This window comes from Patescibacteria group bacterium, assembly GCA_041650995.1.
Lineage (GTDB): Bacteria > Patescibacteriota > Patescibacteriia > XYB2-FULL-38-15 > XYB2-FULL-38-15 > JAHIRI01.
Map to the genome: position 1 here is coordinate 1 of JBAZJZ010000004.1, position 13,840 is coordinate 13,840.

The following is a 13,840-nucleotide window of genomic DNA, read 5'->3' on the forward strand; positions in this document are numbered from 1 at the left end:
AACCCTGGGTCGATTTGCGTTGCCCAGGAAACCTTAGACTATCGGTGCTCTGAGTTTTCATCAGAGTTTTTGTTACTTATGCCAACATTCTCACTTCTCGAGCCTCCACCGCTCCTTACGGATGCGACTTCAGCGACTCGAGAAAGCTCCCCTACCGATCCCGCATTGCTGCGGGATCCCGTGCCTTCGGTACCGAATTTAGTCCCGATTATTTTCGACGCAGAAAAACTCGACTAGTGAGCTGTTACGCTTTCTTTAAAGGATGGCTGCTTCTAAGCCAACCTCCTAGTTGTTTGAGTCTTTCCACCACCTTTAACACTTAATTCGGATTTAGGGACCTTAGGCGACGATCTGGGCTGTTTCCCTTTTGACTAGTGAAGCTTAGCCCTCACAGTCTGACTCCCGGACTAAAAATATAGTATTCGGAGTTTGATTGGTGCAATCGACTTTCGCCGAATTGAACCATTCAGTGCTCTACCCCTATATTGTATATCCGAGGCTAGCCCTACAGCTATTTCGGGGAGAACCAGCTATTACCGAGTTCGATTGGAATTTCACCTCTAGCCACAACTCATCCCCATGTGTTGCACAGCATGTGGGTTCGGGCCTCCAGTCAGATTTCTCTGACCTTCACCCTGGTCATGGCTAGCTCACCCGGTTTCGGGTCTCGTGTGCGCGACAAACGCCCTATTAAGGCTCGCTTTCACTTCGGCTTCCTCTCCATGGGAGATTAACCAAGCCACGCACAGCAAACTCGTTGGCTCATTCTTCAATAGGAACGCTGCAACCCTTGCGGGCCGCAACTCCTTGTAAGCGTATGGTTTCAGGTACTTTTCATCGGCCTAACCGGCCTACTTTTCACCTTTCCCTCACGGTACTAGTTCACTATCGATCACTAAAAAATATTTAGTCTTGGCACATAGTCGTGCCGGATTCCCACGGGATTTCACGAGGCCCGTGGTACTTAAGTCAATCACCGCAAGATTACAGCTCCTTTTGAGTACAGGACTTTCACCTTCTCTGGTCCCTGTTTCCACAGGAGTTCTTCTAGGAAAGCTGTCCCGATTGCTCGGGCTTTTCCCTTGCCTGTCTTATATTGGGAAGACAACGCGACTGACTCGCGTATCCCTGTTAGCAACGGCCCACACCTTTAATTAGCAGCGGCCGGATCGTCTTGCGACTCACCGACCATCCGCTAAAACACTAACAAGGTTTTTGACTCTTCCCCGTTCGCTCGCCACTACTTGGGGAATGGAAACACACAAATATCTCTGCGAAAACTCGCAAAGATATTTGTATGTAACTTTTTTTCTTTTCCTCCGGTTACTGAGATGTTTCACTTCACCGGGTTGCCTTCGCTATCCTATGAATTTAGATAGCGATGATCCGATCTTCAATCGGACCGGGTTGCCCCATTCGGAGATCTCCGGATCAAAGGTTGCTTGCCACCTCCCCGAAGCTTATCGCAGGCTACTACGTCCTTCATCGTTTTTTAGTGTCTAGGCATCCACCATACGCCCTTATATCTAACCACAAGAATTGTTAAAACATACATTTCACAATTCTCGTTTATTTTTTTGGTTCTCTTTTTTATGTTGGGTTTTTAAGATGCTCTTTTATTCAATTGTTAATGAACAATTTTTTTCTGTTTCTCGCCTCTCGTGTTTTTGACACCAGAAGCGGGAGCAAAAAATAATTTTTAATTTTTGGGAAAAGGACTAAAAAACCGCTCTTTCGAGCGGCGCGCAAAAGACCAAAAAAATAGGTTAGCCGCTCGGGAACTTAAAAGTTAAAACTCTCTGTAACATATTTTGTTTATTTTGAGAGAAAATTCTTAGATCGGTCTCGGGATAAAATGTGGATAACTAACCTCTATTTTCTTTTCCATAACCATATTTTAAACTACTCAGAAAAAGCTGTCAAGGGCTTTTTACTTATTTAAATTTCAAGTGATAAACTCCGTCAAAATCGGCCGGCGGCGAGGTGATAAATTCATCTAGTCTTTCCTTTAAAACTTTGCTTGGCCCGTCGTCCGGATTGTCCGCCAGAATTTCCTCAAAAACTTTCTTGGCCGCAAGCCAGTCCTTTTTCAAATATAGTTCGAATCCTTGTTCAAATTTTTCTATCAACTTCGCATAACCCTCTTTCTCTTCGGCAAAACCTAGAACTTCATAAATTTTTACGCCCTGCATTTTTCCCTTGACGGCCACGCAGTCAATCTGCCGCAAAACAAATTCGCCGCCTACTACCGCGGCAGTCGTTTCGGAAACGATAATCCCTGCTCCGTAAAATTTTGTCAGGCCTTCTAAGCGCGAGGCGAGATTAACATTGTCGCCGATTACCGTATAATCAAATCTTTCGTGCGACCCGATATTGCCGACCACTGCTTCTCCCGTGTTTAACCCGATGCCAATTTTAATTTCCGGATAATTTAATTTTTTCCATTCATTGTTGCGCTTTTTAAGTTCGCGCGACATCAAAAGCGCTGTTCGCACCGCGGCTTCGGCATGGTTTTCCATAGGCAACGGTGCGCCCCAAAACGCCATGATTGCGTCGCCAATAAATTTATCCACCACGCCGCGATTATCCAAAACAATTTCTGCCATGGCAGTCAAATATTTATTTAAAAGACCAACCAAACTTTGCGCGCCCATTTTTTCCGAGACCGAAGTGAAGCCACGGATATCGGAAAAAAGAATTGTTAAATTTTTTGTCTCGCCGCCGAGTTTAACTTTTTCCGGGTGGGCTAAAATTTCATTCACAACATCTTTGGCAACATAAAGAGAAAAATATTTTTTTAACTTTCTTTTTTCTTCTCTGATTAGAAGATAACGCAAAATTACGCCAAAACCATAAACAAAAATTAAAACGAGAAGCGGATAAAAAATCGGCAAAATTGTCCCTTCGGAAAAAAATACGGCGGCGGCGACAAGATAGGCTGTAAAATAGACAAAAAATAAAGGCAGGGCAAAACGCAATTTAAAATATGAAACAGAAAATGCCGCGACCGCTGCAAGCGCCAAAATAATTAAAAAAATATTTTTAGGATCGCTCTCTTCTCGCAGTGTTTTATTTTGTAAAATCGATTCCACCACATTAGCATGAATCTCCACTCCGGAAACCGGCCGACCGCCCGAAGAGGATGTGAAATATTCGTCGTGTAGATCAGCCGCCTCGGAACCGACTAAAACAATTTTATCTCTAAATTGTTCCAAGCTCCCGTCACCCCGAAGGACATCAACAAAAGAATATTTTCTGAAAGTATTAGCTGGGCCGAAGAAGAAAATTCTCGCGAGACCAAAATTGTCCAACGGATAAATGCTGCCATCCAAAATAATCTCTTGATTAAACTTTTCCGGAATTTCAATTTTTATTTTTTCAGCAGTCTCTAAAATTTTTAGCGCGAACGATGGCGATAAATTTTCTCCGAGCTGAATCAAAAACGGCGCGCGGCGAACCGTGCCGTCCATATCAGCAATAAAAAGTGAGTGGCCAACCTCATGATTCTCTCTAATTTCCGGTAGAGGCAAAAGTGTTTCACGAAAGGCTGGAAACTGGCCAGACCCTAGAGAGATCGACCCCTCAAAAGGAAAAACTAAATTTTCATGCGACGCTATATTTCTAAAAAATTCTTCATCACCAATCCCTTTTTCGGCGAAAGTCACATCATACCCAATTACCGCCGCTCCGGCCGCTTCCAATTTTTTTATAAGATTGCCGTGAAATTCGCGCGGCCACGGCCAGACGCCTAATTCTTGAATGGAGCGGTTATCTATGCTCACGACGACGACTTCGTCGGAAATCGGCTCGCGTAAAAATAGCCTGTCAGTCATTTCCAAATCTATCCAATTTAAAATCTGCCAGTGAAAAAGAGCAAAAACAATCGTGGTCGAAGCAAAAATTAGCCCCACGGCCAAAATTAATTTACCCCAAACCGGATTTTCTAAAAAAAATTTTCTCATTATAAATGGCGAAGCTCCGAAAGATCGGAGCTTTATTTTTATTTTTTATTGCATGGCCCCCAAACTCGTGACCTGAATATTAATCGTCGCCTCAAAAGTCTCTTCCTCGGATGAATAAACTCCTCTGATAATTGCCGTACCGACTGAACCACTAGAATAAAACATCCCGGCGCTCACATAACCCATCAAACCTCCGGTCACTGATTGATTAACCGACCAAGAAACATCGCCGGTAACATCTCTCCTGCTTCCATCGCTCCAGACTGTTTCAGCCACGAGTTTACTTGAACTTTGGGCTGGAATAGAAGTTGGTATGGCAGAAATTTGTAAACTTGTAATTGTCGGAGCTGGCGGAGGCGGCGGACAATCGGCATCGCAAACCCCCGAACCCTCGCCCAATTCGCAAACGCCGTCGCCACAAACTGGACCCTGAGGTTGGTTGGTATTTGAGTTTGTGTTAACGTTTGTATTTGTATTAATATTTTGCGATTCACTGTTCGTATTTACCGAACCCAATGGTTCAATAATAATTTCTTCCAGCTTTGGTAAAAGGACTGGCGAAAGTTCTAATTTTTGTTTAATAAACTCTAGTTGTCTGGGCAAAAGTGTTTGGTCCAAATATTCCTTGACTGCCTCTCTGTCGATTCCATTTTTTAAAACCTGAACTTGTGTTTTCAAAAAATCTCGATCGTAATAGTCGGCCCGACGGATTGTGGGCGCAATATCTCTGATATTAGAAATACTTTTAAAAGTTTGAAGCGCCCGGACTTTTTCACCCTCCGCTAAAAGCAATCTCGCTGCCAAAAATCTTCTAGCTTCAAAATTTTTTATTTTTTCGGCCCGTGCCGACTTATCAAAAGTTAAAAACGCCGCTGTTCGTTCGCCCAGTCTTTTGGCCGGATAAAATCTTGACCCAGGCAGCGGCCCAATCTGCCGCAAAATATTTTCTTTTTTCTCTTTTATAAATTCTCGAAACTTTTCATCGCGGGAAAAATTATTTTTAAACCATTCGCTTGCCCGACGCGCTTCAGTGATTTCAAAAATTTTCGCTTGCCCTAAATTTTTTATCTGACGTAAATCAACTGATAATTCTTCACCCGCTTTCAAAATTTGTCCCGCCTCATTTTCACCTGCCACAGTAAGAGTCACTGAATTTTCCGTCACGGCCATATTAACATCTCCTTCTGTGCTGGACATATTAAAAATTGTTCCGCGAACCGTTGCCACCACTCCGCCGGATTCAACTTCAAAATACGCGTCAGGGTGCAACAATTCCAAAAGCCGGTTCCAAATTTGCCCCTTTTTTAAATTCAATTTTATTTTTGTGAAAAATGGCGTTTCGGAATCTATAAAACTTTCTTCAATCACGACTTCGGAATTCTTGTCGAGCGACACTTCGTTCGTATCAAACAAAATTATCCGGGCCAAACCAGTTTCGTCGGTCCGCACCGTATCACCAGCTTTTAATTCCGTCTCCGCAATTGCTTCCTTGAAATCCTCGTCAGCAGATTTTATAAAAACTCCCGACTCTTCTGGCACGACCACAATTTTTAATGCGCCAAATTCCAAGGGCTTCGCGTAAACCTGGGCCGCCCAATAAGACAACGCCCCAAAAACCAAAATTAAAATGACCAAAACGAGAAGAATTTTTTTCATATATTTGTTTATTTAACAACGAAAAAGAACAGTCCAATTTTACCAAAATTAAAGGGTTTTGGCAATAAAAAAGCGGGCTGCCATTTCTGGTTCCCGCTCTAAGCCTCCTAGACCTCGGACCCAGGAAAAGCCCTGAGTCCGATGAGTATGATGAAGAACGCGGCGATCATCCCCCCGACTGAACCGTGAACCATCCACCATACGCCGCCGAAATATGCGCCAATGAAAAAGAGCAAAATACTCCCGACGAGAGTCAGGAGACCGACATCCCATGCAACCCTGTACCAGTCGTCGTATCTTCGTCGACTGACCTTCCAGATGATCGTTACCGCAACGCCACCGAGCGTGACGACTCCAGTAGCGACGCAATAAGGCAGACTCATCCCCATGAAGAGCGTGACGACTGCAGCCAAAAAGCCGCCGCCCAAACATGTGAACACCCAGCGGGAGACGATCCAGACGAGCTTCGTGTCGATTTCCTTTTCCCAAGCCCTCATCTCTTACCCTCCTCTTCCCCCATTAATCAAAAATATTAATATCATTTTTATTAAAAGTCAAGATAAAATAAAAACAGAAATTTTTAGTTTCTATTTTTTAAAATTTTATATTTTTTAAATGCCCGGGGTGGGAGTTGAACCCACAATCTCTTGCGAGAACCAGCTCCTAAGGCTGGCGCGTATGCCAATTCCGCCACCCGGGCAAAGATAATTTTGTGTTAGTAAAATAATTTGCTAAAATTAAACCGTAGTATCATTTTAATTTATTTTTAACAAAAAATCAAGGAGGGGCTATGAAGACGAAATTATTTCGTTCTTTCGTAATTTTAATTATCGCGCTGGGGGGATTTTTTATTTTCGGAAAAAATTCTTTGGCGACCACGGCGGATCATTTGGTAATTAGTGAAGTACAAATATCTGGCGCAACTGTTGATGATGAATTCGTAGAAATTTATAATCCTACAAACCTCTCGGTGAATATTACTGGTTGGAGATTGTCTAGAAAAACTGCGAGCGGGACACAATCTAATCTCGTAATGTCTTTTTCTTCTATTTCAATCTCTGCACATAGCTATCTCCTTGTAATCTCTCCAGAATATAACGCAACCTCACACAACGGAATAACCGGCGACGTAATTTATTCAACAACCCAACATCTTGCCACCGACAACTCTATTCTTTTGTATAGCGACGCAGGAATTACGATCGTCGACAAGGTTGGTTTAGGCACAGCTACCGACAAAGAAACATCCTCCATCGCAAACCCCCCAACGAATGGGAGCGTCGAACGAAAGGCTTCAGAATATTCTACTCTCGCCACTTTGTCGGTCGATGGCATAGAGGAACATTCGGGCAATAGTTATGACAGCGAGGATAATTCTAATGATTTTGTCACCCAATCGATATCAAATCCACAAAACAGTTATTCCCCAACAGAGGATAGCCCGCCACTGACCGCACCACTTCCTTCGGGTCCTGTTTGCGGAAACGCCATTTGCGAAGACGGCGAAGATTATTTGAGTTGTCCCGCTGACTGTGCCGCATCGCCTCCGCTCACAGAAATAAATCCCGGCGACGTGGTCATTAACGAATTTGTTTCCGACCCGGCCGAGGGCGGAGAATGGATTGAAATTTTTAACAAAAAAAATTTTGAAATTAATTTAACCGGCTGGAAATTAGAGGATGGCGCGGGCACGATTGCCACGCTCGACACCACAATCACGGCCAACGGTTTTCAAACTATTGAACTATCATCAAGCAAATTAAACAACTCTGGCGATATTATTAAATTAAAAACATCAGACGGAACAATTATTGATCAGGTTGCTTATGGAAATTGGGACGACGGAAATATTTCTGATAACGCACCAAAAGCCAGCGACCCAAATTCCGTGGCGAGAAAAATTGATGGAGACGATACTGACAATGACCTTGCTGATTTTTCCGAGACAACCACTTTAACTAAAAATTCGGCGAACACAATCACTGCTCCGCCTTCGGAAGAAACTGGCGGAGTAAGCACGCCCGAAGAAACCACACCGTCAGCTCCGCCCTCGTGGCCGGTCGGTTCTCTTTTGATAAATGAATTTGTGGCCGACCCGGCTGATAACGAAGTTGAATGGATTGAAATTTTTAATCCCGGAAACGCTCTTATAAATTTAACCGGCTGGACATTGGAAGACGGCGGGGAAACCGTGACTACGCTTTCCGGTTCGGTCGGACCGCTCGGATTTTTTTGTTTTAGAGAAACCAAAAGGAATTTTAAATAACTCCGGCGATGAAATTATTATAAAAGATCCTGCTGGTCTTGTGATTGACCAAGTTTCTTACGGCAATTGGGATGATGGAGAAAAATCTGATAACGCCCCTGCCGCCTCTGACCCAAATTCCGTGGCCCGCAAAACCGACGGACAAAATTCCACAAACGACTTTAACGACTTCGTCGTAGCCACACCAACCAAGAGCACGTCAAACTCTGGCGGTGTGCAACAAAACCTGAACGACGCGTATTCCAAAGATATTATTGTGAATGAAATTTTTCCAAATCCGAAAGGCGACGACAGCCAAGGAGAATTTATTGAATTAAAAAATATCGGCACCGCAGATATTGATTTGACCGGCTGGAAAATCGGCGACGCGAGCTCTAAAAGATATGTCATAAAGGCGGCTGACCTCCCTTTCATAATTTTAAAACCAAAAGAATTTTTTGTTCTTTATCGCAAAACAACTGGCATCGCTCTAAATAATTCCGGAACTGAATCAGTAAAATTATTTTCGCCTGACGGCGCGCTTGTCCACTCGATTGAATGCTCCGGCACAGCACCCGAGGAACAATCTTACTCCCGCGAAACGGAAAATTATTTTTGGACTTCCACTCCCACGCCGGGAAAAGAAAATATTATCACCCGCGAAAATCAAACGCCTTCTGCATCTATCTCTGCGCCTGACGAAGGCGAAATCGGCCAAGTAATCTCTTTTGACGGTTCTGATTCAATTGATCCCGACGGCGGCGAATTAATTTTTTCCTGGAATTTTGGGGACGGAACCGAAGCCGCCGGAGCAAACGCAAACCACATCTATTCCGCGGCGGGAAAATTTAAAATTATTTTAACCGTAAAAGATGCGACTGGCGCCGGAAATACCGCCGAACAATTTATTAAAATATCAAATCCCGACAGCGCGGCTGATAATTTTCCAATTGACGAACAACTAATTTTTATAAACGAAATTTTGCCCAACCCCGAGGGTTCGGATGAGGGCGAGTGGATTGAACTTAAAAGCATTGATATTAAGCCAATTGACCTTTCTGGCTGGAAATTGGACGACGACGAAGGCGGTAGCCGGCCATATAAAATTCCCGACGGCACAGTTATCAATCCTGGCCAGTTTCTACTTTTTAAAAAAGAAGTGACAAAATTAGCGTTCAATAATACTTGCGACGCGACGCGGCTTTTAGACACCGACGGGGAAATATTTTTTGAAACAAGTTATGATGAAGTTCCGGAGGGCGCGTCTTGGGCACGAGGCGAGGATGGAAATTTCAAGTGGACGACGAAATTAACTCCAGGGGCGGAAAATATTTTTCAATTTCAAGAAAAAATTGTGGCGAAAAAATCCAATTCAACCTCTGCAAAAAAATCAGCGACCTTTTCCGCAACCACACTTGAAGAAATTAGAAATCTTGATTTGGGCGACGGCGTAAAAGTTACGGGCCAAGTAATTGTTGATCCAGGCGTTTTGGGCAGCCAAATTTTTTATATTGCAAACGCCGAAGCTTGTCCGGGAATACAAATATATATGTATAGTAAAAATTTTCCTGAATTAAAACTCGGCGACCTCGTGGAAGTGACCGGCATCTTAGCCGAATCCGGCGGCGAAAAAAGAATTAAAGTTTCAGCAAAAGAAGATATCAAAATTTTAGAGAGCCAAGAGGCTCCGTCGCCGGCTCCCATTAAACTTTCGGAAATTGAGGAAGGTCTTGAAGGATGTTTGGTCTCGGCTTCTGGCGAACTCACGGAAAAAAGTGGCAGTAATTTATATTTTGCCGACGATGACGGCGAATTGAAAATTTATTTAAAATCCACTTTGCCTTTTCCAAAACCAAAAATGAATATCGGCGACCAAATTGAAACTGTTGGAATTGTGAGCCAAACCAAAACCGGCTTCCGACTTTTGCCGCGCTACATTGATGACATAAAAATAAAAACGCCGGCAGCCGAACCAACTACGCTGGAAATCCCGCCAGAAAATAGTAGTGGAAATATAAATCTTTATTTAGGGGCGGCCACAGGAATTTTAGGACTGACACTCGTTGGCCTCGGAATTAAATCCGGAGCTTTTGCTAATTGGTGGAAAAAAATAGAGGGAGTTTAAAATTATTGACAGCAAAAAAATTGACTGCTATATTTTAAGAATAAATTTCCGACCAGCAAGCGGGCGTCGTATAGTGGCTATTATGTGTCCTTGCCAAGGACAAGACGGCAGTTCGATTCTGCTCGCCCGCTTATTGTCCGGAAGTTATGAATTACTTTTGATTCTAATCATATGTCTGTTGAAACCTCCTGGTGGGAAGAAGAAAAACAAAGGGAAGAGTCTTTAAAAGTGGAAGCTCCAAAAATCGCCGACGAAATTGAAAAGCGCGCTAAGAGCGCTAGCTTAAAAGTTAAAAAAGCCATGGAATTTCAGGCTAAACGACTGCGCAGTTCAGAGAGTGCCATGTGGCTTGATACTCTTCAAAGATACATAAAGCCGGATATTCTTAAGTTGATAAATAATATAGACTGGGATGGCCGTTGGATTGTGGAAAGTTCTTACCCCGGATGGACTACGGAGGATTTTAAAGAATTATATCGGGGCTATTTTGGGGAAGAGCCAGAAATTTATGAAGAAGCTGAGGGGGCTCCGCTTGTTGAGGGCGCCGAAGATGATTGGGTAAAAGAAAAACTTGAAGAAATAACATTGGAACGAACAACTCTCTTGGAATTTCTTGAAAATACTACTGATGAAGGAGAACGCGCAGACCTCATAAGCCAAATGGATGAAGTAGATAAAAGATGGAAGGAAGCTTGGGATTTATACAAAAAAACCATCAGGGAAGTACACTAAAAATAAACCTCATTTTTATAATTAAAAAAGACCGCGCGGTCTTTTTTAATTATAAACTTTGTTAATAAAATTAGCGGAAGCAAAGCAACAGATGCCTTCCCGCCTATTCTTTATCAGTAAATACCACCAACCTCCTAGGATAACTTTTGGAAATTTTATTCCAAGTTCCTTCACAAGTGATGAGATTGAGGTGGACTTTCCCATCAGTTGAAACAAACACGCCTGAAGCCTTTGCCTTCGGATCATACGTCCGAAATTCACGCACCACAAAAGTAGCAGTCACTCCTTTTTCATCTTCAACGTACAGCTTGTCTCCCTTACGTAATTTATACAAATTATTAAAGACTCCTACTTTACCATTTTTCCAATAACCATAGTGGCCGGTAATAATTGCGCTACCCTTATCTCCGGGACGCGGTCCGAAATTAAACCAGGCAGCGCTGGTGGGATCTTTCGGCACGCCCACTGCTCCCTTGGTTGTAAGACCAACGTGCTCGAGAGTAGTGTCAATATTAATCTTAGGAATTTTAAGACGCACAGGTAACCCATAAACTGCTTGTTCTTTTTTCTGAAGAACGACTGCATTTTGAATAAGCGGCGCCGAACCGCTCTGGGTTGAATTTATGGGAACAATATAAAAAAGAAGTGCCAAAGAGAGAATAAACCCCAAGAGAACAAACTTGAACAACGTTCCCTTTGGTAATATTTTTAATTGTGAACTTTTCAAGGAGGTCATAGCGTAAATGGCCCCGCCAAAGACGGGGCCATTATTTTGGCAAATTTTTTAATCTTCTCGAGCGCCTAAACTAAATTGTGCCTTTTTTTAGAACTGCAGTAAATGAGATTACGGCCAAGATAAAAATACCAGAGAGTATAATGATGTCCCACGGAATGTTTTTCCCTTCAGAAGAAAGCCCCGTGCTGGGCAGTGCCGGAACAGCGGTAGCCACAGTAACCGTGGCGATCGCTAAATCTCTCACGGTCATACCGTTAGCAACACCCTCTGCGATGGCCGTGTTCAGTGTGGTTTCCGTGAGATTCGTCCGACAAGTGTAGGTCCAGGTTTCCGTAATATCAAGTTTTGAATCGCCATTCGTGTCGCCGGAAATATAATTCATAGGACTGCACTTGTCATCAGAGAGAATAACATTGCTTAACGCAACCGTTCCAGGATTCGTAATTTTTTCGGTGTAGGTAACCATCCCACCTCCCGCGGAGAGAGTGAGCGGATTCGGAACTTTTGTCACGTGGATCAAAGGCGGCACTGTCGGCAAACCAACAACAACCGTAGCACTCGCAATGTCAGTTGCGCTTATGCCATTGGCCCATCCTGTCGCAACAACGGTGTTCGTATGAGTTTCCGAGAGCGTCGTCGAGCAGGTGTATGTCCATGTCTCACTTACTTGGAGGATGGCGTCTGCGTTAGTGTCCCCGGAAACCAAGGTTATGGGACTGCAAGTATCGCCGATCATCGTCACGTCGGTCACCGGGACTGTTCCGATATTACGAAGTGTATAGGTATACGCCACGGAGCCAGAACCAGCCGGCAGGGCCAGCGGGCTTGGGACTTTTACCACATCGATCAGGGGCGGCACGGGCGGGACAACCACGGCCGGGCCGATGTCGTTATTCGTAACAATGCAAAATTTGTGTTCACCCGGACCAAGATTTATGTGACCGGTCGCGTCGCAATCGCCTGAGAATGTTTGGGTGTAATTTGGATCGGTAGTTTCAGTCACGGCGTGCGTAGGACTCGCCGTGAAAGAATTATTTTCCCCGGAGGAAACTTGCCTACCGCTAACAAACAGCGGAAAGTCAGCAACTGTTTTGGTCCCGCCATTATCGTTAATGACTGTTTTAACAACGTTAATTGTTCCGATTTGTGTCGACCCTCCCGAAGTGGGCGGAGGCGTGACTGCGCATATCGGTACGGTAATGGTGTCTGTATCAGCCGTAACCGTTCCGCCGTATGCCAAAGCTTGTCCTAGCCATGATACAGTGCTGCCGATGGTAATGCCTGCGGCATCAATGACCGTTCCTACAAACGTAGAATTGGCGCCAATTGTTGTGGCCGCAGCTGGAGCCCAAAATACATCACACTCTGATGCGCCACCAGTTAATGCAATAGTTGAATTGGCTGCTGGATTAAGCTCAGCGGGCGTCCTGAAAATGTAGGTTCCAGTGCCTTGGAGAGTCACTGTCGTGCCTGTGGTTATATTCATTGCGCCAGTACTAGAATAACAGCCAGGAGTAAAAGTTCCGGGAGGAAGAGGTCCGGCACCATCAATATCAATTGCATTAAGAGCAACAATAGCACCGATAGATGTACAGGTTTGAATATTGAGACCGTCAACGGCATTATTTAGAGCAGCGTTCTGATCTAACCCTGCTTGGGCATATGCGGCATTGTTCACTTGTGTTGTGCCAGTAACTGCGAGTGTTGCACCACCGCCTGGGAATGCTCCAACATATCCGAGAGCTGCTGTTCCAGCAACTCCGGTAATTGTTGTTAGCCCGGTGTTATAGTTAAAGGTGTCGGCAAGAACACCGTAGGTTGACGCCGTCCCAAGAGATGGTGACGTTGCCGCTAGCGCAGGAATCGGCCCGACCAGACCGAGCACAAAGGCAAAACCCAACACAACTACTAAAATCTTACTAGATGTTTTCATACGTTTTACTAAGCATTTATTAATTATTATATTTTAAGCGAATTATTTATCAATTATCACCGAGCTGAAATTGATTATTTTCCCCTGATAATCCTCAACAGAATCATAATAATGGCAATGACAAGAAGAACATGGATAAACCATCCTATTACTGGAAAAGCGATGAGCCCGACAAGCCACAGAATTAGGAGCACAATTCCAATAGTTACAAGCATAGGATTAGTGTTAAACGTTAGAGTCTCTTTATTTATATATCTTACCACACCCTTAACTTTTTGTGATGTCAACCCTGTGGATAAAATATCGCCACTTTAAAAAATACTGAGGTCTTTTTTGTTATAGTTTGATATAATAATACAATATGCCCCGTTAGAAGTCCTTGGCAGAAAAAATAATTTTTTTCTGATTCAGAGAGCAGGGTAAATTACATAAAATACACTCTTTTATTTAT

At 43.7% G+C, this 13,840-nt stretch carries 9 protein-coding genes, 2 tRNA genes and 1 rRNA gene; 4 read left to right on the top strand and 8 right to left on the bottom strand.

Going from position 1 to position 13,840, the window contains the following annotated elements; translation table 11 throughout:
• The 5 genes from WC445_04440 to WC445_04460 form a co-directional block, all read right to left on the bottom strand.
• Positions 1-1,534 (bottom strand): 23S ribosomal RNA (locus tag WC445_04440); the annotation flags it as partial.
• A 400-nt stretch (positions 1,535-1,934) separates the two neighbouring features.
• Positions 1,935-3,962: an adenylate/guanylate cyclase domain-containing protein gene (locus WC445_04445; GenBank protein MFA5129172.1), complete on the bottom strand. Its 2,028-nt coding sequence runs from the start codon at positions 3,960-3,962 to the stop codon at positions 1,935-1,937.
• A 45-nt stretch (positions 3,963-4,007) separates the two neighbouring features.
• The gene (locus WC445_04450; GenBank protein ID MFA5129173.1) at positions 4,008-5,618 is read right to left on the bottom strand and encodes a FecR domain-containing protein; all 1,611 of its coding nucleotides are present in this window, start codon (positions 5,616-5,618) and stop codon (positions 4,008-4,010) included.
• Between the two features lie 107 nt (positions 5,619-5,725).
• Positions 5,726-6,115, bottom strand: a complete 390-nt coding sequence (locus tag WC445_04455) for a hypothetical protein (protein ID MFA5129174.1) — start codon at positions 6,113-6,115, stop codon at positions 5,726-5,728.
• Positions 6,116-6,234: 119 nt separating this feature from the next.
• Positions 6,235-6,318: transfer RNA gene (locus WC445_04460), tRNA-Leu, on the bottom strand.
• 90 nt (positions 6,319-6,408) lie between these two features.
• On the opposite strand from WC445_04460, the gene WC445_04465 reads away from it, so the two are divergent.
• From WC445_04465 to WC445_04480, 4 genes are all read left to right on the top strand, one after another.
• Entirely contained in the window at positions 6,409-7,884 is a 1,476-nt protein-coding gene (locus WC445_04465) for a lamin tail domain-containing protein (GenBank protein ID MFA5129175.1), read from the top strand.
• Between the two features lie 40 nt (positions 7,885-7,924).
• The gene (locus WC445_04470) at positions 7,925-9,988 is read left to right on the top strand and encodes a lamin tail domain-containing protein (GenBank protein ID MFA5129176.1); all 2,064 of its coding nucleotides are present in this window, start codon (positions 7,925-7,927) and stop codon (positions 9,986-9,988) included.
• Between the two features lie 59 nt (positions 9,989-10,047).
• Positions 10,048-10,119 (top strand) — tRNA-Gly (locus WC445_04475).
• A gap of 40 nt (positions 10,120-10,159) precedes the next feature.
• Positions 10,160-10,720 carry a hypothetical protein gene (locus WC445_04480; protein MFA5129177.1) on the top strand — a complete coding sequence of 187 codons (561 nt, stop codon included), beginning with the start codon at positions 10,160-10,162 and terminating at the stop codon, positions 10,718-10,720.
• Positions 10,721-10,823: 103 nt separating this feature from the next.
• On the opposite strand, the gene WC445_04485 is transcribed toward WC445_04480, so the two are convergent.
• The 3 genes from WC445_04485 to WC445_04495 all read right to left on the bottom strand — a co-directional run bounded on the left by WC445_04485 (position 10,824) and on the right by WC445_04495 (position 13,604).
• Complete coding sequence (locus WC445_04485) at positions 10,824-11,456, bottom strand: class F sortase (protein ID MFA5129178.1); 633 nt, start codon at positions 11,454-11,456, stop codon at positions 10,824-10,826.
• Positions 11,457-11,526: 70 nt separating this feature from the next.
• The gene (locus tag WC445_04490) at positions 11,527-13,389 is read right to left on the bottom strand and encodes an ice-binding family protein (GenBank protein ID MFA5129179.1); all 1,863 of its coding nucleotides are present in this window, start codon (positions 13,387-13,389) and stop codon (positions 11,527-11,529) included.
• Positions 13,390-13,463: 74 nt separating this feature from the next.
• The gene (locus WC445_04495; GenBank protein MFA5129180.1) at positions 13,464-13,604 is read right to left on the bottom strand and encodes a lmo0937 family membrane protein; all 141 of its coding nucleotides are present in this window, start codon (positions 13,602-13,604) and stop codon (positions 13,464-13,466) included.
• Between the last annotated feature and the right edge of the window lie 236 nt (positions 13,605-13,840).

Bases quoted from the DNA above. Each gene is read 5' to 3' on its own strand.
- WC445_04465 (MFA5129175.1), top strand. From the start codon at position 6,409: ATGAAGACGAAATTATTTCGTTCTTTCGTAATTTTAATTATCGCGCTG.
- WC445_04495 (MFA5129180.1), bottom strand. From the start codon at position 13,604: ATGCTTGTAACTATTGGAATTGTGCTCCTAATTCTGTGGCTTGTCGGG.
- WC445_04455 (MFA5129174.1), bottom strand. From the start codon at position 6,115: ATGAGGGCTTGGGAAAAGGAAATCGACACGAAGCTCGTCTGGATCGTC.
- WC445_04490 (MFA5129179.1), bottom strand. From the start codon at position 13,389: ATGAAAACATCTAGTAAGATTTTAGTAGTTGTGTTGGGTTTTGCCTTT.
- WC445_04485 (MFA5129178.1), bottom strand. From the start codon at position 11,456: ATGACCTCCTTGAAAAGTTCACAATTAAAAATATTACCAAAGGGAACG.
- WC445_04445 (MFA5129172.1), bottom strand. From the start codon at position 3,962: ATGAGAAAATTTTTTTTAGAAAATCCGGTTTGGGGTAAATTAATTTTG.
- WC445_04480 (MFA5129177.1), top strand. From the start codon at position 10,160: ATGTCTGTTGAAACCTCCTGGTGGGAAGAAGAAAAACAAAGGGAAGAG.
- WC445_04450 (MFA5129173.1), bottom strand. From the start codon at position 5,618: ATGAAAAAAATTCTTCTCGTTTTGGTCATTTTAATTTTGGTTTTTGGG.